Source organism: Vibrio xiamenensis (genome assembly GCF_900100015.1).
In the GTDB taxonomy this organism is placed as follows: domain Bacteria; phylum Pseudomonadota; class Gammaproteobacteria; order Enterobacterales; family Vibrionaceae; genus Vibrio; species Vibrio xiamenensis.
The window spans coordinates 93,824-116,045 of record NZ_FNDD01000012.1 but is presented as its reverse complement, the minus strand read 5'-3'; the positions used below and the strand labels follow the sequence as shown (position 1 = coordinate 116,045).

Annotated in this window: 20 protein-coding genes; 5 read left to right on the top strand and 15 right to left on the bottom strand. The window is 46.4% G+C overall.

Annotation, left to right across the window (positions count from 1 at the left end; all coding sequences use genetic code 11):
* Positions 1–76: 76 nt before the first annotated feature.
* On the bottom strand, positions 77–1,063 hold the full coding sequence (gene nagZ, locus BLS03_RS11610; RefSeq protein WP_093273845.1) for a beta-N-acetylhexosaminidase: 987 nt from the start codon (positions 1,061–1,063) through the stop codon (positions 77–79).
* Between the two features lie 102 nt (positions 1,064–1,165).
* Between nagZ and BLS03_RS11605 the strand changes: the two genes are divergently transcribed.
* Entirely contained in the window at positions 1,166–2,272 is a 1,107-nt protein-coding gene (locus BLS03_RS11605; protein ID WP_093273841.1) for an anhydro-N-acetylmuramic acid kinase, read from the top strand.
* 48 nt (positions 2,273–2,320) lie between these two features.
* Positions 2,321–3,244, top strand: a complete 924-nt coding sequence (gene murQ, locus BLS03_RS11600; RefSeq protein ID WP_093273838.1) for an N-acetylmuramic acid 6-phosphate etherase — start codon at positions 2,321–2,323, stop codon at positions 3,242–3,244.
* A 30-nt stretch (positions 3,245–3,274) separates the two neighbouring features.
* Here murQ and BLS03_RS11595 read toward each other — a convergent pair whose 3' ends face one another.
* Both BLS03_RS11595 and BLS03_RS11590 read right to left on the bottom strand, forming a co-directional pair.
* Complete coding sequence (locus tag BLS03_RS11595; protein ID WP_093273836.1) at positions 3,275–3,625, bottom strand: hypothetical protein; 351 nt, start codon at positions 3,623–3,625, stop codon at positions 3,275–3,277.
* Between the two features lie 114 nt (positions 3,626–3,739).
* Complete coding sequence (locus BLS03_RS11590) at positions 3,740–4,078, bottom strand: DUF2799 domain-containing protein (protein WP_093273833.1); 339 nt, start codon at positions 4,076–4,078, stop codon at positions 3,740–3,742.
* 215 nt (positions 4,079–4,293) lie between these two features.
* Here BLS03_RS11590 and BLS03_RS11585 point away from each other — a divergent pair, with 215 nt between their 5' ends.
* Positions 4,294–5,778 carry a carbon starvation CstA family protein gene (locus BLS03_RS11585; protein ID WP_093273831.1) on the top strand — a complete coding sequence of 495 codons (1,485 nt, stop codon included), beginning with the start codon at positions 4,294–4,296 and terminating at the stop codon, positions 5,776–5,778.
* 77 nt (positions 5,779–5,855) lie between these two features.
* Here the strand turns inward: BLS03_RS11585 and ispH are convergent, their stop codons facing one another.
* The 6 genes from ispH to murJ form a co-directional block, all read right to left on the bottom strand.
* Positions 5,856–6,818: a 4-hydroxy-3-methylbut-2-enyl diphosphate reductase gene (gene ispH / locus BLS03_RS11580; protein ID WP_176765583.1), complete on the bottom strand. Its 963-nt coding sequence runs from the start codon at positions 6,816–6,818 to the stop codon at positions 5,856–5,858.
* 55 nt (positions 6,819–6,873) lie between these two features.
* Positions 6,874–7,317, bottom strand: a complete 444-nt coding sequence (gene fkpB, locus BLS03_RS11575; RefSeq protein ID WP_093273826.1) for an FKBP-type peptidyl-prolyl cis-trans isomerase — start codon at positions 7,315–7,317, stop codon at positions 6,874–6,876.
* 129 nt (positions 7,318–7,446) lie between these two features.
* A complete protein-coding gene (gene lspA / locus BLS03_RS11570) occupies positions 7,447–7,953 on the bottom strand; it encodes a signal peptidase II (protein ID WP_093273823.1) in 507 nt (168 codons plus the stop codon).
* Between the two features lie 28 nt (positions 7,954–7,981).
* The gene (gene ileS / locus BLS03_RS11565; protein ID WP_093273820.1) at positions 7,982–10,810 is read right to left on the bottom strand and encodes an isoleucine--tRNA ligase; all 2,829 of its coding nucleotides are present in this window, start codon (positions 10,808–10,810) and stop codon (positions 7,982–7,984) included.
* A gap of 66 nt (positions 10,811–10,876) precedes the next feature.
* Positions 10,877–11,803 carry a bifunctional riboflavin kinase/FAD synthetase gene (gene ribF / locus BLS03_RS11560; RefSeq protein ID WP_093273817.1) on the bottom strand — a complete coding sequence of 309 codons (927 nt, stop codon included), beginning with the start codon at positions 11,801–11,803 and terminating at the stop codon, positions 10,877–10,879.
* 69 nt (positions 11,804–11,872) lie between these two features.
* Complete coding sequence (gene murJ / locus BLS03_RS11555) at positions 11,873–13,435, bottom strand: murein biosynthesis integral membrane protein MurJ (RefSeq protein ID WP_093273815.1); 1,563 nt, start codon at positions 13,433–13,435, stop codon at positions 11,873–11,875.
* 255 nt (positions 13,436–13,690) lie between these two features.
* Between murJ and rpsT the strand changes: the two genes are divergently transcribed.
* Complete coding sequence (gene rpsT, locus BLS03_RS11550; RefSeq protein WP_093273812.1) at positions 13,691–13,951, top strand: 30S ribosomal protein S20; 261 nt, start codon at positions 13,691–13,693, stop codon at positions 13,949–13,951.
* Between the two features lie 83 nt (positions 13,952–14,034).
* On the opposite strand, the gene BLS03_RS11545 is transcribed toward rpsT, so the two are convergent.
* Both BLS03_RS11545 and nhaR read right to left on the bottom strand, forming a co-directional pair.
* Entirely contained in the window at positions 14,035–14,328 is a 294-nt protein-coding gene (locus BLS03_RS11545; RefSeq protein WP_093273809.1) for an ArsR/SmtB family transcription factor, read from the bottom strand.
* Positions 14,329–14,448: 120 nt separating this feature from the next.
* Entirely contained in the window at positions 14,449–15,342 is an 894-nt protein-coding gene (gene nhaR / locus BLS03_RS11540) for a transcriptional activator NhaR (RefSeq protein ID WP_093273807.1), read from the bottom strand.
* Between the two features lie 410 nt (positions 15,343–15,752).
* Here nhaR and BLS03_RS11535 point away from each other — a divergent pair, with 410 nt between their 5' ends.
* Positions 15,753–16,895 (top strand): Na/Pi symporter, encoded by a 1,143-nt coding sequence (locus BLS03_RS11535; protein ID WP_176765582.1) that lies wholly within the window; start codon positions 15,753–15,755, stop codon positions 16,893–16,895.
* Between the two features lie 74 nt (positions 16,896–16,969).
* Here the strand turns inward: BLS03_RS11535 and BLS03_RS11530 are convergent, their stop codons facing one another.
* From BLS03_RS11530 to rppH, 4 genes are all read right to left on the bottom strand, one after another.
* On the bottom strand, positions 16,970–17,821 hold the full coding sequence (locus tag BLS03_RS11530; protein ID WP_093273804.1) for a thymidylate synthase: 852 nt from the start codon (positions 17,819–17,821) through the stop codon (positions 16,970–16,972).
* 9 nt (positions 17,822–17,830) lie between these two features.
* Entirely contained in the window at positions 17,831–18,661 is an 831-nt protein-coding gene (gene lgt / locus BLS03_RS11525) for a prolipoprotein diacylglyceryl transferase (protein ID WP_093273802.1), read from the bottom strand.
* 251 nt (positions 18,662–18,912) lie between these two features.
* Entirely contained in the window at positions 18,913–21,159 is a 2,247-nt protein-coding gene (gene ptsP, locus BLS03_RS11520; RefSeq protein WP_093273799.1) for a phosphoenolpyruvate--protein phosphotransferase, read from the bottom strand.
* Positions 21,160–21,161: 2 nt separating this feature from the next.
* Positions 21,162–21,680, bottom strand: coding sequence for an RNA pyrophosphohydrolase (gene rppH, locus BLS03_RS11515; protein ID WP_093273797.1), 519 nt, complete (start codon positions 21,678–21,680; stop codon positions 21,162–21,164).
* Between the last annotated feature and the right edge of the window lie 542 nt (positions 21,681–22,222).

The following is a 22,222-nucleotide window of genomic DNA, read 5'->3' as shown; positions in this document are numbered from 1 at the left end:
TCAATCGCTACAGCAGAGACGAAAAAGCAGCGCCATTGCGCTGCTTTTATGAACAAACTTAATATCGTAGGCTGGGTTAAGCATCCAATGCGCGCTTAACCAGACTTGACGCGTGACGCCACATATCCGTACGCTGCAGCTCTTTCCAGTCATACGCTTTTTGCTTAGCAAGTACGCCAGCGTGTTCCACTTCAACAATCCGCAGGTGATCCAGAACCGCAACTTGGGCATCGCGTTGATTGCACACCAGCAACATATCGCACCCCGCCGCCAACGACTGCGCAGCGCGCTCAGCAGGACCGCCCATGATAGCCGCGCCTTCCATCGTCAGATCATCAGAGAAAATGATCCCATTAAAGCCCAATTGGCGACGTAGAATTTGTTTGAGCCAATACTCGGAGCCGCTAGCTGGCTGAGTATCATAGTGCGGATAAATCACATGAGCTGGCATCATGGCATCAAGTAGCCCCTGCTCAATTTGGGTTTTGAACACCGCCATGTCCAACTCAAAAATACAATCACGCTGGTCGTAAGGCGTTTCAAGGTGCGAATCAGCAATCACGCCGCCGTGACCTGGGAAATGCTTACCTGTGGTTGCCATACCAGCAATTTTCATACCCTGCATAAACGCCGAGCTGTAGCGAACAATAGTCTCAACATCATCGCCAAAAGCGCGATTACCGATGGCTTTGCACTCATGCCCTTTATCCAGCACCGGAGCAAAACTTAAATCAATGTCGTGAGCAATCAGTTCTGCCGCCATCAACCAGCCAGCATGCTTGGCTAAAGTTTCGCCATCACGGCTTTGCGCATAAAGCTGCGCGGGAGGAATTAAAGAAAAACCGTCGCGAAAACGTTGGACTCGCCCCCCTTCTTGATCCACACCTATCAGAATTGGTCGTTTGGCCGCTTTGCGAATCTCATGATTCAAAGCCAGTAACTGCTGACTGTCGTGAAAATTGCGTGAAAATAGGATCACACCGCCAACAGTTGGGTGCTCAAGAATGTTTTTGTCTTCCGCAGTCAGTTCATAGCCTGCTACGTCTAGCCACAAGGGTCCCATACTTTTCTCTATACAGTCTCTTAAATTAACGAATTTTCGAGATTATTCGCTTTAACAATCCATTACAATAGACACGAGAAACATTTGCACAGCGAGACAGGAATGAGAGAACTGTATATCGGCGTTATGTCAGGAACCAGCATGGACGGCGTCGACAGCGCGTTAGTCGAAATCGATGGCGATAAAATCGAATTACTTGCCCATCACGATACGCCGATGCCCGACGCGCTCAAGCAGCGTTTATTGCAGATTTGTACCGGCCAAGAAACCAATTTGGTTGAAATTGGGGAGCTTGACCATTTGCTCGGCCATCTATTTGCCAATGCAGTTAACCAACTATTGGCTAAAGCTAATGTCAGCCCAAGCGAAATACGCGCGATTGGCAATCACGGTCAAACAGTCTTTCATCAGCCAAACAGCGCAGTGCCGTTTACCATTCAACTTGGCGATGCCAACATCATTGCGGCAAAAACTGGCATCGATACTGTCGCCGACTTTCGCCGTAAAGACATGGCGTTGGGCGGTCAAGGTGCGCCGCTGGTTCCTGCTTTCCATAAACAAATCTTTGCCAGCCAAGATTCAAGTGTGGTGGTGCTTAATATCGGTGGCATCGCCAATATTTCCGTTCTGCCCGTGAATGGCCCTGTCGTCGGTTATGATACTGGACCAGGAAATATGCTGATGGACGCTTGGTGTCAGTTACACACTGGAAAACCTTTTGATCAAGACGCCTACTTTGCACTGCAAGGACAAGTGAACCACGCGCTGCTTGTTCGTCTGTTGCAAGAGCCTTATTTTTCTCTGCCAGCACCTAAGAGTACTGGTCGGGAGCTGTTTAATCTCGACTGGCTTAAGCAGCATTTGACCACCGATGATCTTTTTGCCCATGATGTACAAAGTACTCTGTGTGAGCTCAGCGCTCAGAGTATCGCAAACGAGGTGCGACGTTACCAACAAGGCCCAAATCCAGAGCTATTGGTCTGCGGCGGCGGCGCACGTAATCCACTGCTTATGGGACGTTTGACGGTGTTATTGGATGATTGGCTAGTGACGCCAACCACCGATAAGGGCATCGATGGCGACTACATGGAAGCCATGGCGTTCGCATGGCTTGCTCAGCGCCGTATTCATAACTTGTCGAGTAATTTGCCCGATGTCACCGGAGCCAGTAAGCTAGCCTCATTAGGCGTTATCTATTTCACAGACTGAACAACGTATTTTCTGCACGGCCTATTTCGCTGATTAACAAGGATTACCATGACCAACGACGCACTCATCTCCGCACTTTCTCGCTTAGTTTCAGAAGAGCGCAATCCAGATACCATGGATATCGATTTACTTTCATCTCTGGAAATCGTCGAGCGCCTCAATCAACAAGATAAGTTAGTTCCGCTCGCCGTCGAACAAGTGCTGCCCGATATTGCGAGTGCGGTTGATGCCATTACTGAGGCTTTCCAAAACGGAGGTCGACTCATCTACATGGGCGCAGGCACCAGTGGCCGTTTAGGCGTGCTGGATGCATCGGAATGCCCACCGACATTTGGAGTGTCTGACCAACTGGTGATTGGCTTGATTGCTGGCGGCAGCGCTGCGATGTTCAAAGCTCAAGAAGGCGCAGAAGATTCTCCTCAACTTGGTGCGCAGGACCTTAAAGACATTCAATTTAGCCGCAAAGATGTGGTGGTCGGCATTGCCGCCAGCGGTCGCACGCCCTATGTGATTGGTGGCCTAGAATACGCCAATCAACTGGGCGCAACCACCGTCGCTTTATCTTGCAATCCAGAGTCTAAAATTGCTGAACTGGCGAATATCGCAATAAGCCCAGTGGTCGGCCCAGAAGCATTAACCGGTTCAACGCGCTTAAAGTCTGGCACGGCACAAAAATTGGTGCTCAATATGCTTACCACGGCGTCGATGATACGTGTGGGCAAGAGTTATCAGAATCTGATGGTCGATGTGAAAGCAACCAACAAAAAGCTCGTGGCGCGCGCCGCTCGCATCGTCATGCAAGCGACCGATTGCAGCGAGCAACAAGCGACTGAAAGCTTGGTCGTGACCGATTACGATGTCAAACTGGCAATACTTATGCTGCTAACCGGATTGGATCTAGCCGCAGCCAAAGCGCAGCTCGCGACGCAAAATGGCTTTTTACGCCGCGCTGTGGAAACTTACGACGATTAACGCCAGATATGGCGTTATTTCTCGGTTTGGCTATTTTTCATATAACCAGTCGTCAAAGGCTTCTTGCTCTTTGTCTTTCACTTCCTCTTTTGCGCGTTTTTTTAATTCGTTAGGGTCGGTTAAGTCTTTTACAGTATCGACCTTATCGGTAATTGGGTCTGTCACATCATCAACTTTACGTTTAACGCTGTTTTCAACATAAGTGCCTTGCTCTAACTCGTTCACCGTACGTTTGGTGTTGTTAACGGTTTTCTTAACCTTATGCTTTTCACTTTTGATTTTGCGCTTTACCTTGATGGTTTCACGCACTGGCCCTGATGCTTGAACTTGCGCCGCAAAAGGGACCAGCAGCGCCACCAGCAATAACATTCTTTTAAACATGAAACTTGGCTATCTTTTCGTCTGTGTATGAATCGTCCAAAAACTAGCAAAGCGCTCAATGCAAATCTGTCAGAAAAATCCTCACTTGGTTAGACGCTCAAAAATGATACAAGCTTACTGGTTGTAATCATTCCAACCGCGTTGCCATTCCATACGAAATTTTTGTCCTTGTGGCGTGCCTTCGCAAACCCCTTCGTAATACTGTCCGGAAAGGCCAATCTGATAGGCAAAGGCTGGATTACAGTACTCTTGTACTCCTTCGAGATAACCTTGTGCGTAATCGGCTTGATTGACATTACCCATTGACTGCAAATTGCGCTGAGTGCGTTGACTGTGCCCGGCGATACCATCTTGATAACCGATTTGATGCCAATTGCCTTGCTCAGCAAGTTGCTCTGTGGTCGCACTGCACGCGGTTAACCCTAACACAGCGCAGATCCAAAATACTTTCATTACTAACCTCTTAACTTTTCAACGCGATATTGATGCCGCTCACACAATCAGATTACCACTCAATCGGTCCAAAAACCGCTAAATAGCGCTATTAACCATTCGCTTTGCCATACGACCGCTCAATCGATTAGCCAATGCGAATGGCTACAACTGAGCGTAGTATCCAGCCTGAAGTTATAAAACTGTTAATTACATAATTACAAAGGACGAGAACAATGTTGTGGTTTCTAACCTGTGTCGCCGCGCTGATCGGTGGCTACGTGATCTACGGTGCTTTCGTTGAAAAAGTATTTGGTATCAATGAGAAACGCCAAACTCCTGCTCATACAAAACAAGACGGTGTTGACTATGTGCCGATGTCAACCAAGAAAGTCTATCTAGTTCAACTACTTAACATCGCTGGTGTGGGTCCTATTTTTGGCCCGATCATGGGTGCACTGTACGGCCCTGCAGCCATGCTGTGGATTGTACTCGGTTGTATCTTTGCTGGTGCCGTGCACGATTACTTCTCTGGCATGTTGTCAGTACGTAATGGCGGTGCTTCTGTGCCAAGCATCACTGGCCGCTACTTAGGCAATGGCGCAAAACACTTTATGAACCTTTTTGCTATTGTTCTATTGCTGCTGGTTGGCGTGGTGTTTGTTTCAGCACCGGCTGGCATGATCACTAATCTGATTAACGACCAAACCGATTGGACAGTCAGCATGGGTACTATGGTCGGCATTATCTTCGCTTACTACATTCTGGCGACGATTGTTCCGGTTGATAAAATCATTGGCCGCTTCTACCCACTGTTCGGCGCGCTATTGATTTTTATGTCGGTTGGTCTAATGACGGCTATCGCATTCTCATCTGAACACACCATCATGAGCGACTTTGCCGTTAGCGATATGTTCAGCAACCTTAACCCTAAAGATATGCCTTTATGGCCTGCGCTATTTATCACTATCGCTTGTGGTGCAATCTCGGGTTTCCACGCCACTCAATCGCCATTGATGGCACGCTGCATGGAAAACGAGAAAAATGGTCGCTTCGTATTCTTTGGCGCCATGATCGGTGAAGGCATTATCGCGCTTATCTGGTGTGCCATTGCACTGTCTTTCTTCGGCTCATTGGATTCACTGCAAGACGCAGTTGCCAACGGCGGACCAGGTAACGTGGTTTACACCGCATCGTTTGGTCTGCTTGGCGTATTTGGCGGTATCATTGCCTTCCTAGGTGTTGTGATTCTGCCTATCACCTCAGGTGACACTGCGTTCCGTTCAAGCCGTTTGATTTTGGCTGAATACTTTAACGTTGAACAAAAGAGCCTGCGCAATCGCCTGTTAATGGCTGCACCACTGTTCATTATTGGTGGCATCCTCACTCAAGTCGACTTCGGTATCATTTGGCGCTACTTCGGTTTTGCGAACCAAACTACCGCAGTAATGATGCTTTGGACGGCTTCCGCTTACTTGCTACGTCATAACAAACTGCACTGGATCACCACCATTCCAGCCAGCTTTATGACTTCAGTGTGTGTGACCTTTATTCTTAACAACAGCACACTAGGCTTTGGCCTACCAATGGTAACGTCGACTATCGTCGGTGTGGTATTTGCCCTAGCCGTTGCAACTTACGTTATCAAAGTATCGAAGGGCAAAGGTGAAACGGATTTGGCGGATGAAGAAAAACCGCAAGTCGTCACCAAAACCGCTTAATGGATAAGTCTGTTCATTAATGCAAAAGGGCTCCCAATGGGAGCCCTTTTTATTCGGCGCTAAAGATAACAGCTGTATCAGTCAATTTGCTTGATTTGCAGCTCTTTTGGCACTTCAAAGAACATGTTCTCTTCACGACCTTGAACTTCTTCGACACTTTCGCCGCCAAGCTCTTTGATGCGGTCGAGAATCTGATTGACCAGTTCTTCTGGCGCTGATGCGCCTGCGGTAACACCGACGCTGGTTTTACCGTCAAACCATTGTGGTTCAATATCTTCAGCGCAGTCCGTCAAATAACCAGGCGTACCCAGTTTTTCTGCCAACTCTTTTAGACGCGTCGAGTTAGAAGAGTTTTTCGACCCTACAACCACCAACACATCGACTTGGCTTGCCATTTCGCGCACCGCATCTTGGCGGTTTTGGGTCGCGTAGCAAATATCGTCTTTGCGCGGACCTTGAATATCCGGAAACACGCGGCGCAGCTCATCAATCACATCGGCGGTTTCATCCACCGACAAGGTGGTTTGGCTGACGTAGTGTAGATTGCTTGGATCTTTGACTTTAGCTTGCAGCTCAAGTACATCTTGCGGCTTCTCAACCAAGTACATGCCACCCGTGTCACTGGCGTATTGACCCATAGTGCCTTCCACCTCTGGGTGTCCGGCATGACCAATCAACACCACTTCCATATGCTTGCGGCTGGCACGCGCCACTTCCATATGCACTTTGGTCACCAACGGACACGTTGCATCAAACACGGTTAAATCACGCTGTTTGGCTTCTTTACGCACCGCTTGTGACACACCATGAGCGGAGAAAATGACGATGTTGTCGTCTGGCACTTCACTGAGTTCTTCAACGAAAATCGCCCCACGTTGCTTCAACCCTTCAACCACAAAACGGTTATGCACCACTTCATGGCGAACGTAAATAGGTGGTTGATACATTTCTAAAGCACGCTCAACAATGCTGATGGCGCGATCTACGCCGGCGCAAAAGCCACGCGGATTAGCTAAAAGTATTTTCATGTTCTTGCTCATGGGGAAACTTAGGCTCGCTATTTTATACTCAACTCACTTCTCGATGCGAGTCAGTTTAAGAATTACTTGGCTCAACCGTTAAAATCTCAACTTCAAAGCTAACATCTTGTCCGGCTAATGGGTGGTTGAAGTCAACCGTAACCGAGTCACCTGCGATCTCGGTGATGATGCCCGGAATTTCAACGCCATCGGGGCCAGAAAAAGCCATGATGGTGCCCACTTCAACTTGGTTGTCACCGACAAATTTGGCGCGATCCATATGATGAATGTTGTCTGGATTTGGCATACCAAACGCATCTTGCGCTTTAAGTTCGATGGCTTTGCTTTCACCTTCTTTCAGGCCGATCAAGCACTGCTCAAAGTTGTCGCTGATGCTGCCATCGCCGATCACAAACTTCGCGGGCTTACCCATATTATGAGTACTGTCGGCGACCGAGCCGTCGCTGAGTTTAATGGTGAAATGGAGAGTAACTGCAGAGTCTTGGGTAATTGTTGTCACGTTAAGCTTCCTTTAATTGATTATTTTTTATAATAAAACTTGGTGCTCATGTCTAATGGCCGAGCAACCTTGATAGTAAAAAGCGCCGTTCGAATCAACGAACGACGCTTAAAGTAGGTGGTGACTTATTTACGCCTTTTCGGGCTTTTTGCGAAATGCATCAAGGATGATCATCGCCGCACCGATACAAATAGCAGAGTCCGCCAAGTTAAATGCCGGCCAGTGGTAATTGCCCCAATACACATCGAGATAATCGACCACAAAACCATGCACAACACGGTCAAACACATTACCCACTGCGCCACCAATAATCAGCGCGTAAGCAATGTTGTTCCACTTTTCTTTGGCGGGCAACTTACTCATCCAGTAAGTTAGCATCGCGGTGACAATAAAGGCGATAGCGGTAAACAACCAGCGCTGCCAACCTTCTTCATCACTGAGAAAACTAAAAGCGGCGCCATAGTTATGAACATACAGAAGATTAAAGAAAGGTAAAACCTCAACGCGGTTTTCCCAGCCGTAACCCATGCTGTTCATGATCACCAATTTGATGCCGATATCAGCAACAAAAATAAGGATTGCCAGCCACAGCCAGCGAACCCCAGATTGTTTTAACGTTAGCGTTTGTTCACTCATATTTAACCCTAATATTCAGCGCTAAATCTTAAGCGAATTTACGCACTTCGCCTTCACCTTCAACGTTAGTCACACAGCGACCACAGATGGTTTCGTGGCCAGCAATAGTGCCAACGTCCGCAGTGTGGTGCCAGCAGCGGTCACATTTTTGCGCTTCCGTTGCTTTAACTTCAACAAACAGACCTTCAAGATCCGTCGCTTGCGCGCTGTCAGTCTTGTCGCTCAGCGGCTTAACGACAGCACCTGAGGTGAGTAGCACAAAGCGTAGCTCGTCTTCCAACTTGTTGATTTTCGCCGCTAACGCATCATCAGCAAACAAAGTCACTTCCGCTTGTAGTGAGCCACCGATGACTTTTTCGCTACGCGCCGCTTCAAGCAGTTTGTTCACCGCACTACGCACGTGTTGAATGTCATTCCAGAAGTCGTTGTTCAGCTCTTCGCCTTCAGCCAAACCAAATAGTCCATCGAACCATTCATCAGCAAATACGAATTTACCGCGCTCGCCTGGCATTTCATTCCAGATTTCGTCAGCGGTGAACGACATGATTGGCGCCATCCAGCGAACCAAAGCTTCAACAATGAAATACAGCGCGGTTTGACAGCTGCGCTGTGCATTGCCGCCAGTTTTCGCGGTGTATTGACGGTCTTTGATGATATCAAGGTAGAACGAACCCATCTCGATTGAACAGAAGTGCATCAAACGCTGCATCACTGCGTGAGTGTTGTATTCGTCATACGCTTTCACAATCTCTTGCTGAGCCGCCAATGCGCGACCAACAGCCCAACGATCGAGTGCCACCATCTCTTCAACTGGCACGATATCCGTCGCTGGGTTAAAACCGTTTAGGTTAGCCAAGAAGAAACGTGCGGTGTTACGAATACGACGGTAAGAGTCCGCGCTGCGTTTTAGGATTTCATCAGAAACCGCCACTTCACCAGTGTAGTCGGTCGAAGCAACCCACAAGCGCAAAATGTCAGCACCCAGTTTGTTGGTGATATCTTTTGGCGAAACCACGTTACCGATCGATTTCGACATCTTACGACCTTGGCCGTCAACCACGAAACCGTGAGTCAGCACTTGGTTGTACGGAGCTTTGTCTTTCATCGCGATCGAGGTGATCAGCGAAGATTGGAACCAGCCGCGGTGTTGGTCTGAACCTTCAAGATACATATCCGCTTGAGCGCCATTGAACTCTTCACGGCTATCAACCACAGAAGAGTGAGTCACACCTGAATCAAACCATACGTCTAGGGTATCGAGCACTTTTTCGTAGTTGTCAGCATCAGCGCCAAGTAGCTCAGCACTATCCACATCCCACCATGCTTGAATGCCTTTTTGTTCAACCAGTTTCGCCACTTGTTCAATCAATGCTGGCGTATTTGGATGCAGCTCTGCAGTCTCTTTATGCACGAACAGTGCAATTGGCACACCCCAAGTACGTTGACGAGAGATACACCATTCAGGGCGACCTTCCATCATGCCTTCAATGCGGTTTTGACCCCATTCAGGAATCCATTGCACACCTTTGATAGCTTCGAGTGCTTTAGCGCGCAAACCCGCTTTGTCCATCGACACAAACCATTGTGGTGTGGCGCGGAAAATGATCGGCGTTTTATGACGCCAACAGTGTGGATAGCTGTGCTCGTATGCGTGATGATGCAGCAATGAGCCATGCTCTTTAAGCACTTCAATAACCGAATCGTTGGCTTTGAATACGTGTTGACCAGCAAAGAATTCAGTATCTGGCAGGTAAACACCGTTAGAGCCAACTGGGTTTGCAACTTCAAGATTGTATTTTTGACCAACCGCGAAGTCTTCTTGACCATGGCCTGGTGCTGTGTGAACCACACCTGTACCTGATTCTGTCGTCACGTGATCGCCAAGGATCGCTGGGACAGTAAAATCGTAAAATGGGTGATGGAACTGAGAAAGCTCAAGCGCTTCACCTTTCACAAAACCAAGGTTGTGGTAATGCTCGATGCCAGCTTGATCCATCACATCTTTGACTAGCTCAGCGGCTACGATCAAACGCTCGGGCGTTTCGCCTTCCACTTGTACTAGCGCATATTCAAGATCATCACGTAAACAAACCGCGCGGTTCGCTGGCATGGTCCACGGAGTGGTAGTCCAGATAACCGTTGAAATCGTGCCTTCACCTGCGTGGCCGTTTTCTAAAGTGAATTTTTCAAGCAGCGCCGCTTCGTCGACTGACTTAAAGCGCACGTAGATAGACGGAGAGGTCTTATCTTTGTATTCCACTTCCGCTTCAGCAAGCGCACTACCACAGTCAGTACACCAGTGAACTGGTTTGAAACCTTTCAGCAAGTGGCCGTTGTCAGCAATCTTACCAAGCGCACGAATTATGTTCGCTTCGGTCGCGAAATCCATGGTGCGGTACGGTTTATCCCACTCACCAAGAATACCTAGACGCTTAAACGCTTCTTTTTGACCTTCAACTTGACCATTAGCATATTCACGACATTTCTCGCGAAATTCTGCAGCTGTCACTTTTTGACCTGGTTTACCAACTTTCTTTTCTACCATCAATTCGATAGGCAGGCCGTGACAGTCCCAACCTGGAATATAAGGTGAGTCGTAACCCGATAACGTTTTGGATTTAATAATAATGTCTTTAAGAATCTTGTTTAGTGCGTGTCCCATGTGAATGTCACCATTCGCATATGGAGGGCCATCGTGTAATACAAAAGATTTTTTACCTTTTTTCGCTTCACGGATTGCACCGTAAAGGTCTTCTTTGTACCAACGATTAAGCATCTCTGGCTCGCGATTGGCCAGATTGCCGCGCATTGGAAACCCTGTTTCCGGTAAGTTCAGGGTATCTTTATACTCACTCATCGATTCTTAATTCCGTTATTTTGGGCGGATGTTAGACATTATGTGAATCCATCAGAATTCACGTTCTCACTGATGCAGCCACGCCCTTGCTGCCTCAGCATCCAATTCAATTTGTTGTTTTAGTGCTTCAAAAGAAGCGAATTTTTCTTCGTTACGAAGTTTGTGTAAAAGTTCAATTTCTAACTGTTTGCCATATAAATTGGCTTGAACATCGAATAAATGAACTTCTAGCTGCTGACGTACGCCGTTAACCGTAGGACGGTTGCCAATATTGGCAACGCCACCAAGCGGTTTATCACCAAGCCCTAACACTTGGACAACATAGACTCCAGAGACAGGAGACACTCGACGCTTCAGCGGAATATTTGCCGTGGGAAAACCAATTGTTCTGCCCAATTTTCGGCCGTGCGATACTCGACCACTGATACTGTAATGACGGCCAAGCATTTTGGCCGCTTCATCCAGTTGGTCGCAAGCCAGCGCATCGCGAATGGCGGTGCTGCTCACCCTTAACTGTTCTAAACAGAAGCTATGAGTACTAACGACTTCAAAACCGTATTTTTTCCCGGCTTGTTCGAGCATCGCAAAGTTGCCCTCTCGACCTTTGCCAAAACAAAAGTCATCACCAACCACCAAAAACTTAACACCCAAACGCTTTACCAACAAGTCACGGATAAAATGGTCCGCAGTCAAGTTAGCAAAATGAGCATTAAAATTGATGCACAATAAACGCTCAATGCCCAATTTACTTAACTGCACATATTTATCGCGTAAACGGGTCAACCTTGCTGGTGCCTTTTCTTTAGCAAACAACTCCAACGGCTGAGGCTCAAAGGTCATGGCAGTCGACGGCAAACCCAAACGTTTGGCTTGCTCACTGACCTGCTGTAACACTTGTTGGTGACCTAAATGGACGCCATCAAAATTTCCTATCGTCAACACACAACCATGGTGTCTAGATTGAATATTATGTCTACCTCGAATCAATTCCATTGGATGCTGCTAAATATCCCGTGTTTAGTTGGCTAAGGGTGAAACCGACGGATTATATACTAATCGTACTTAATCTGTCGCTGCTTTTAGGTCTTTTAATCGAATCCCTAAAATCAATAGGCTAAGCAGGTAAATTCCCACCGCCATGGCAATCGACGTCACTAACATAAGCGCGCGTTGTGACAGCCCCCACGAAAGCCATACCGACATATCTTCCAAGCGCCAATACACCACGCTAGCCATGATGGCTCCTGCAATAATAAGACGCGCAATAAACCATACCGTCTGACGTGATACACGGTAGACACATTGAATATGTAAGCCACGATAAAGAAGCGCCATGTTAATAAAAGCAGATAGCGCTGTTGCTATCGCCAAGCCAACATATCCATAGAACCATGCAAAAATTGCGTTAAATACCATATTCGAGATCATCGCAACGATGCCATATTTCATCGGCGTCTTGGTATCTTGGCGCGAGTAATAGCCTGGCGCGAGAATTTTGATCAACATGAAATTCAACAGGCCTGAGGCATAAGCGGTCAACGACATAGACGCTTGATGAACGTCTTCGGCGGAAAACTCACCGCGCATGAACAGTACCATCAACATAGGTTTGGCCAGCACCATCAACCCCAGCATGGCTGGCAGGCCAAGTAAAGTCACCATGCGCACACCCCAGTCCATCGTATGAGCAAAGCCTTTTGCCTCTGCGTCTACATGTTTGCGCGATAAAGCGGGGAGCACCACAGTTGCAATCGCAATACCAAATAAGCCAAGTGGAAATTCCAATAAGCGATCAGAATAGTAAAGCCAACTGATCGAACCGGTGGCAAGGAAACTGGCGATAAACGTATCAAACAGCAAGTTGATTTGACTGACCGAGACACCAAATAACGCTGGAATCATCAAGGTGCGAATTTTTACCACCCCAGGATGATGCCAGCCCCACTTAGGCTTAACCAAAACGCCCGCTTTGATCAGAAATGGAATTTGAAACGAAAACTGCACCATACCGCCGATAAAGACACCGATCGCAAGGCCAATCTCGGGCTGAGCTAATTTAGGTGAAATGAACAGCGCCGCCGCGATGATGGTGATATTTAGAAATACCGGCGTGAATGATGACACGGCAAACTTACCCATAGTGTTCAAAATTGCCCCAGATAACGCGACAAAAGTGATGAACCATAGATATGGGAAAGTAATTTTAAGCATAAAGCTGGCAAGCTCAAATTTACCTGCAGCCGGGCCGTCGTGTAACCAGTCGATAAACCAACCCGCGCCAAACACTGCGGTAATCGCACCGGAGAACAGCACACCAACAAGCGTAACTAAGGTAACGATAACCCCGAGCGTCCCTGCGGCACTGGCAATAAGTTCACGAGTTTTGTCTTTGTCTCCCGTTGCATGATATTCCGTTAAGACTGGAACGAAAGCTTGTGAAAATGCACCTTCAGCAAAAAGGCGACGTAAAAAGTTCGGGATTTTATTGGCAAAGAAGAATACATCAGCGCTTGCCCCTGCCCCCATTAAATTGGCAACCACCACATCACGAACTAATCCTAACACTCGCGAAACGAGCGTCATGGCGCTGACAATAGCACCGGACTTGAGCAGACCTTTACTCACAGTAACCTCAATATATAAATACAACCGACGAAGCTGCTCGGAAGACCTAAAGTCATCGAGAAGAGCAGATAATTATTAGCATTGGAAAAAAAATACTGTTAGAATCCCCGCCATCTTAACCGTGAAGACCTTTTGAATCCAAAGATTGTTTGGACTCGCTGGGTTTTTGCACAAATCATTTGACATTTAAGAGCAAATAGGGGATATTCCTCGCCCTTAAAATGTCACCGAACTAAGTTTTTGGGAGTTAGACCCTTGGCAAATAGTAAATCTGCTAAGAAGCGCGCTATCCAAGCTGAGAAACGTCGCCAGCACAATGCTAGCCGTCGTTCTATGATGCGCACTTACATGAAGAAAACTGTTGCTGCTATTGAAGCAGGCGACAAAGAAGCGGCTACAGCAGCCTTCGCTGCAGTTACACCGATTCTAGACCGTATGGCAACTAAAGGCCTTATTCACAAGAATAAAGCAGCTCGTCATAAGTCTCGCTTCATTGCTCGTATCAAAGCGCTTTAATTCGCTTTTGATAGACAGTGAAAAAAACCGGCGTCAGCCGGTTTTTTTATTTCTTCATTTTCTCAGTTACTCGTCATTATCAGTTACTCACAATATAAACGGTGCAATAACTGAATCATTTCTTTGACTTCACTGCTGCTCAACGTATAAAACACCGTTTGCGCTTCTTTACGCGTCACAACTAAGCCATCACGTCTTAACCAAGCAAGGTGCTGCGATAACGCAGACTGACTTAAAGCCAGCTTCGCACACAACTCCCCAACCGATAATTCACTGTCGTGCAACAGACACAGTATTTGCAGTCGTCGCTCGTTCGCCATGGCTTTGAGCAATACCACCGCTTTCGCAGAGTTTTGCTCCATTTGTTCTAGCTTCATTGGCGATTAACCCCTTGGAATAACAACTTATCCTAGTACACCATACAAAAGTTAGTGTTGGATTTTATAAAATAGATATAAAGTAGGTTTAATAATAATCGATATCGCTTAGTGAATAAACTAAGTTTCAAACAGATTGCGAAAATCCGCATCACAAACATTTTTTACCGCTGGATGCTGAATCATTCGCTCGGCAAAAATAACGTAATATTCCTCTTTGAGATCATCAAGTTGGGCTATGGTTCTTAGTGAAAGCTCATCATCAACTTCTTTTGCGTACAAGGTCGGCGCAAGAAAAATCACTTGGTCATGATAACGAGCAAACGCTTTGATTAACGCCGAATCATCAAACTCGCCGAGGATATTAGGCTGTAATCCCTGTTTATCAAACCATTGCAGCACTTTACGCCCCATCGAAGTACGACTACCCGGGATCAACAACTTACGCTGCTCTAGACCTTGGGGAAACTCGAGGTCATCAATATTGCCAGTACAGAAAAAGCTCATACTACTTTCGCCAAGCTTTTTACTATACAAGCCCGGGCTCTGGCCTGAATCAACGGGACAATCAGACAAAATCATATCGAGCTTGTGCTGGGAAAGTTGCTCTAACAGCATTTCGTGGGTGGATTCAAAACAGCGCAGATGAATACTGTCGTCTTCAGGAACAGTGGTCATCAAAATTTTGCTGACTAAACGCTTTGACAAAGCGTCGGCCACGCCCACATCAAACAGCATATTTGAACGCTGGCTGTAATTGACAATGTCGAGCATTTCATAGCTTAAGCCAAACATTCGATCGGCGTATTTATAGACAAGCTGCCCCAGTTCAGTAGGCTCAAGCGTTCTACCGTTGCGCTTAGTCAGCTTGCCTGACATGCGTTCTTCAAGCGCTTTGATTTGCCCAGTGACTGTTTGCGGAGTGAGGAACAGCGCATCAGCAGCTTTGGTCACCGACCCTTGTTTACATACCATCCAAAAATAGTAGAGATGGTTATAGTTCAAATGTGACATGGCATTAAAGACCTTTAAATAGGCTCAATAATTCACCGAATACAAACATGACAACCATAAATCGGAATTATCGAAGATTTTAAATTAATACGTAAGTTTTACCGAATTATAAGTTAGCTTATATGACGATTTATTTCTGTCAACCGCCGAGTATGACTAGCTAAAATGAAAAAATATCATCAAAAACGTGAATTCAGTCACATTACAGAAAAAGCAATAAACCACTTAATTATCATATAGTTAACAACATAATTTAGTTCCACTTTTCATTACACTATACAAAGCACAGTTAATTTCTGTTTATGACATCACTTTGTAATATTACTGAAATATTTCCGCTCTACTATCGCCCCGAGTTTAACTACCAACCCACGACTTTTGTATTAGATTGGGTCCACGGAGAAATTATTATGAACCAAGCGACAACAGCAGTAACACCTGCAAACAGCATGCGTTGGCTGCGCTGGGCTAACTTGGCATTCATGTTATATCTACTGCTACTCGCAGTATCTATGGTCGGCAGCGGCTTTAAATGGGCAACTGGCGATCAAGCGAAAGTTCTATTTGAATTTGCATCCCACCCTATTGCTGGCTTAATGATTGGTCTGGTTGCCACCGCGCTGATTCAATCCTCCAGCACAGTGACCTCGATCATCGTCGGTTTAGTTGCTGGCGGATTACCGGTTGAAACCGCCATTCCTATGATTATGGGTGCGAATATCGGTACCACAGTAACCAATACGCTCGTCAGCCTTGGTCACGTACGTTGTAAAGAAGAGTTTAAGCGCGCTTTTGCCAGTGCAACAGTGCATGACTTCTTCAATTTACTCGCGGTGTTGATTTTCCTACCACTCGAAATGATGTTTGGCATTTTAGAGAAAATTTCACACTGGTTAGTTTCACCACTTCTCGCCACTGGCGACATGAGTTTGAAAGGTTTTAACTTCATTAAACCGATCACGAAACCAGTTGTCAGCTTGATTAAAGAGCCACTCCACAGCTTTGGCGATACCGTTGGCGGAGTAATGCTGATTTTACTCGGTATTGCGACTATCTTTGTCGCCATCACAGTGATGGGTAAATTGATGAAGAGCCTGATGGTTGGCCGTGCTCGCGATATTTTGAAAAACGCCATCGGTCGCGGCCCAATCCACGGTATCGTATCGGGTTCAATCGTGACAGTATTGGTACAATCATCATCCACAACAACCAGTTTAATGGTTCCTTTGGTTGGCTCTGGTGTTTTGAAAGTACGTGATATTTACCCGTTCACACTCGGTGCGAACATTGGTACTTGTATCACCGCCCTACTCGCTGCAACAGCGGTTTCAGGAGAGTTTGCGGTATTTGCGTTGCAGATTGCCCTAGTTCACCTTGCGTTTAACGTGCTTGCGACACTGCTCATCTTTGGTATTCCAGTACTGCGCGAATTGCCACTAAAAGGCGCGGAAGCGATTGCTGAGATGGCGGTAAAAAATAAGTCGGTTGTGGCGGGTTACTTGCTCTCTGTATTTATCGTAATACCAGGTGCAATTTTGGCCTTATCTGCTTAAAGGCTACGTTTGAATACCCAATACCATCGCAAAAAAAAGAGCCCCTAAGGGCTCTTTTTTTATTTCTCACTTCATTACACTGAGAACGGATACTTAATCGCATCGTGGCACTCGTAGCCTTCAACGCTAAAGTCATCCAACGTTACCCAAGTTTCTAAATCTTCAAGCGAACGAATATCTGGATTGATGTGGAAGGTTGGCGCGGCAAGTGGCTCTCGTTTCAATTGCACATCGCGCATCAGCTCAAGCTGATCTTCATAAATATGCGCATTGACGATTTTGTGGTAAGCCACTCCTGGCTTCTTACCCGTGATTTGCGCCATGATTGCCAAAAAGACATGCACTTGAACCATGTTGAAATTGAGTCCAAGTGGCACATCACAAGAGCGTTGAGTGCTATTCAGATACAAAGTATCTCCAAGCAACGAAAAATGGTGGCTGTACATACACGGGCGTAAGCACCCCATATGGAACTCGCCCGGATTGTAAAAATTGAGAATTTCACCCCGGTCATCGACGCCACGAGTCAAATCATCAACAATCTTCTTCAATTGGTCGATATGGCCGCCATCAGGCTTTGCCCAAGCACGTCCTTGAACGCCGTACACTCGACCCATATCGTCTTCACCTTTTCGATATGGGTTATTAAGCCAAGCATCGTTTAAGTTCGCGTTGGCATCCCAGGTTTTGGTGCCGAGCTTGCGAAAATCTGCCGCGTTATCGTAACCACGAATGTAACCAAGTAACTCAGCGACAGCCGCTTTCCAAAAACTCTTGCGCGTAGTCACCAGCGGAAACTGGTTATTCGCCACATCATAGCTAAGATCTGCATTAATGACGGTTAAACAGCGTTTACCAGTCCGTTCATTTTCAATCCAAACGCCTTGGTCAACAATGCGTTGACAAAGATCTAAATACTGTTTCACATCAAAACCTTAATTAACTTTTTTGCTGTTTTTTACTGCCACATCTTGGTACAGACCACGACGGTAGGCCCATACCATCATCGCAATACCGAGGAAGATCATTGGCGTTGATAAAATTTGTCCCATCGAAATGAAACCACCAAATAGACCCAATTGTGCGTCGGGTTCGCGGAAATACTCAACTATAAAGCGGAAAATGCCGTAACCCATTAAAAATAGACCTGAGACAGCACCAAGTGGGCGCGGCTTACGAATGAACAGGTTAAGAATGAGGAACAGTACCACACCTTCAAGGAAGAACTCATAGAGCTGAGATGGGTGGCGAGGCAGTGGGCCACCGCTTGGGAAAATCATCGCCCATGGTACATCGGTTACACGTCCCCACAGTTCACCGTTCATAAAGTTACCGAGTCGGCCCATACCAAGACCAAACGGAACCAAAGGTGCGATAAAATCGGCGACGCCAAAGAAGGTGCGACCATTCTTATGCGCGTACCAAATCATGGCGGTAATTACCCCAAGCAAGCCGCCGTGGAATGACATACCACCGGTCCACACTTTGAACAAATACAATGGGTCGTCAAGGAATAGACCGAAATTGTAAAACAGCACGTAACCGATGCGACCACCAATCACAACCCCAAGGAAGCAGGCAAACAGTAGATCCGACACTTGCTCACGATTCCAGCCACTGCCCGCTTTATCAGCGCGGCGATTTGCAAGCCACATAGCAAAGGCAAATCCAACCAGATACATTAAGCCGTACCAACGAATCGAAAGCGGACCAATCGAGACTAAAACTGGGTCGATATTTGGAAATTCCATATATCCCTGAGACATAAAAACTACTCTTAATTTATTGATTTAGATTATAAGATGACGTTGTGCTCGCTTAGTTCCAGCCATCAGCAGAAAAACTCGTCACCGCTTTTCCGTGGCCATTAGCTCACTCGTGAAGACCGAGTCAAGAAGCTAAGTGAAAATGGCCAAAGCAAGCATTCGCGCTTATTTCGCACTAGATAAAAGTTCAAGCCAGCAAACACCAAGACAAGGCGTCGAAGCAAACTCGTCGCCAGCTTTTATTTGAATCGCTATTTCTTGCCCGCGCGAATAAATCCGGCAAAACCTTTATCTTCAAAAAAGGCCTGCATCATAGCATAAATATTTTTACCGTAGGGGTGCTTTAATGCTTGCTGCGCTAATGCTTCCAATTCAGCCATGTCGCTGTTACGAAGTAGGTATTTCACTTTAGCGACGTTTGATGTGTTCATACTGAGGGTTCGATAGCCCAATCCTACCAATAACAAAGCGCCAATTGGGTCGCCTGCGAGCTCACCGCAGACACACACTGGTAGATTCAGCGTTTGGCAAGTGGTTTGAATGTGTTTCAGCGCCATCACCACAGCGGGGTGCACGCTTTCATAAACGCCCGCCACGCGAGCATTATTACGGTCAACCGCCAGCAAATACTGGGTAAGGTCATTGGTACCCACCGAGACGAAATCGATCTTATCGGCGATAAGCGGTAACAAATACAACATCGAAGGCACTTCGACCATCACACCGATCTGCGGCATTTTGACGCGCTGATCAAGTTTGGAGATCTCTTGATAAGCGCGATCAATGATCGCTAATGCATCATCGAGCTCTTGGGCACCAGATACCATAGGCAACAAAATATTGAGGTTTTGATACTCGGCACTGGCGCGCATCATGGCGCGAATTTGCATTAAAAAGATGTCTGGGTGATCGAGAGTAAAGCGAATGCCGCGCCAACCCAAAAATGGATTATCTTCTTCAATCGGCAAATAAGGCAGCGCTTTATCGCCGCCAACATCCAGAGTACGCATGACGACTTTCTTATCTGGATAGCTACGTAATACGCTTTGATATTGCTGAGTCTGCTCTTCTTCTGATGGGAAACGATGCTGTAATAAGAACGAAATTTCGGTGCGATAAAGTCCTACGCCATCGACGCCTTGGTTAATCGCAATATTGGCATCCGCACTAAGCCCGGAGTTGAGCAGCACTTCAATCCGTTGACCATCGTGCGTCGCCGCTGGCTCTTCAATTCGTTCATTGACCAAGCTCGCCAATTGGCGCTCTTCGTTATGCAGCGACTTATAAACGCGCAACAATTGCTTATTTGGCGCGACGAAAACTTTACCACTATAACCATCGACGATGCCTTTGCGACCGTTAACAGTTTTGAGGTTCATGTTGACGCCCATAACCGCCGGTACACCAAGAGCTCTAGCTAAAATCGCCGCATGGGAATTGGCGGCACCTTCAAGCGAAACGACCGCCAATAACTTATCTTTAGGCACAGAGGCAAGCAGCGAGGCAGTAAGCTCTTGCACCACTAAGATCACTGGGTTTTCAAAACTGCGCTCTTCGTTTTCGGTATTGTAGAGAAAGTACAGCAGGCGTTGCCCGAGCTCGCGAATGTCTTGCGCACGCTCACGCAAATACACATCTGACATTTTGGCAAAACGGTTGGAGTAAGCCTCAACCACTTGTCTGAGTGCCCAGTCAGCGCGATCCCCTTTTTGAATCTGCGCTTTGAGATCTTTTCTCAGCATCGGATCATTGAGCAAGTGGGTAAAAAGGTCAAAGATAGCCAGTGTGTCTTTATGAATTTCGCTGTCGAGCTTCTTACGCATACGTCGAAAGTCGCCTAGCGCCGCTTCAATCGAAAGCAGTAGCCACTCTTGTTCTTTATCGACATCTAATGTCGAAGCGGGATAAACATTGGCCAACTTAGGTTGACTATCATCCCACCACAGCTCACCAATCGCGATACCAGTTGATGCCGGAATCCCGACAATTTCTTGCTGTTTTTTCTCTAGTCGCCAAGCACCTTGCGTTTGAGCATGCGCCACAATCACCGCCAACTGCGCGGCTAGCGTAACGAGAAAAGACTCTTCCATTTCATCGAATTGACGCGGTGTTTTTTGCTGTACCACCAGCACACCAAGCACTTGTTTACGATGAATAATTGGCGTACCAAGAAAGCTTTGATAGATCTCTTCGCCGAGTTCAGAAAAGTATTTAAAATTGGGGTGTTTTGACGCTTCAGCAAGGTTTAGCAGTTCAGCCGTTCGCTTGACTAAGCCGACCAAACCTTCGTTAAAGTCGATGTGAATTTCATCGCCTTCAAATTTCAGGCCTTGGGTTGCCATCAATTCAAGACGATGCATTTGTTCATTAGCAAGATAGACAGTGCAACAATCCGTGTGCATCGCTAAACAGGTTTGCTGAACAAAAATTTCCAACGCCTGGTGGACGTCTTCGACTTTTGAAACCTGCTCTACGATATCTCTCAGCTGAGAAAGCATGTCTATCCTCTTCGATTTTTCCGTTTGCCTTTGGTTTTACGTTCTTTAAACGGCATTGCCATTGATGCAAACTCTTTCATCGCACGGCGATATACATCGCGCTTGAAAGAAACGACTTGTCGCACTGGATACCAATAACTGACCCAACGCCAACCATCAAATTCAGGAGAGTTTCCACTTTGCATATTGATTCGTGACTCATCACAATCCAAACGCAGCAGAAACCATTTCTGTTTTTGGCCAATACAGACCGGTTTTGAATCCCAACGAACCAAACGTTTTGGTAATTTATACCTCAACCAATGTCGGCTCGAAGCGACGATCTTTACGTCTTTTTTTGTAAGACCAACCTCTTCATACAACTCGCGGAACATTGCTTGTTCAGGAGTTTCACCATCATCAATTCCCCCTTGAGGAAACTGCCATGAGTGTTGTCCGTATCGTTTTGCCCAGAAGACCTGACCATGGTTGTTACAAATCACAATTCCCACATTTAAGCGGTAACCATCGCCATCTATCACTGGCCAACCTCTAATAAAATCTTAATAGCTGTGATTTTTCCACATATCCCCAGCCGGAGCAAACTTCCTAGCGTTATTCCGGCTTAATTTATGATGTCATCGACATAGTCTGGATAACTTTTAATCTTATTTGAGGTTATCAACACCGGAAGCGCTAATAACCCACATTTATTCACCTTTTCTGTGTATAACTATGTGAAAAATTCGCGTAAAAGCGATCTTATACTTTAGATTGAATTATTTACCAAAATGATAGCCAAATACATAGACGACCATTTTCTATTAAAAACATAAAGTTATTTATTTTTTTAAATCAATCTCTCATTATCAACCCATCGCTTGATCCTATACACAACAGATCGGTTAAAGATCCACCACCATGACTTTTATCCACACTCCAACATGGCATTTTTGGATATTCTTTGAAATATCAAGCAATTTAATCCCAATTAACCCCTGTTAATTGATCCAGCATTCTCAATTTATCGACTCTAGCCCCCGTCACCTGTGGATAACCGGTTAAGTGTTGATCTTTTGTGCGT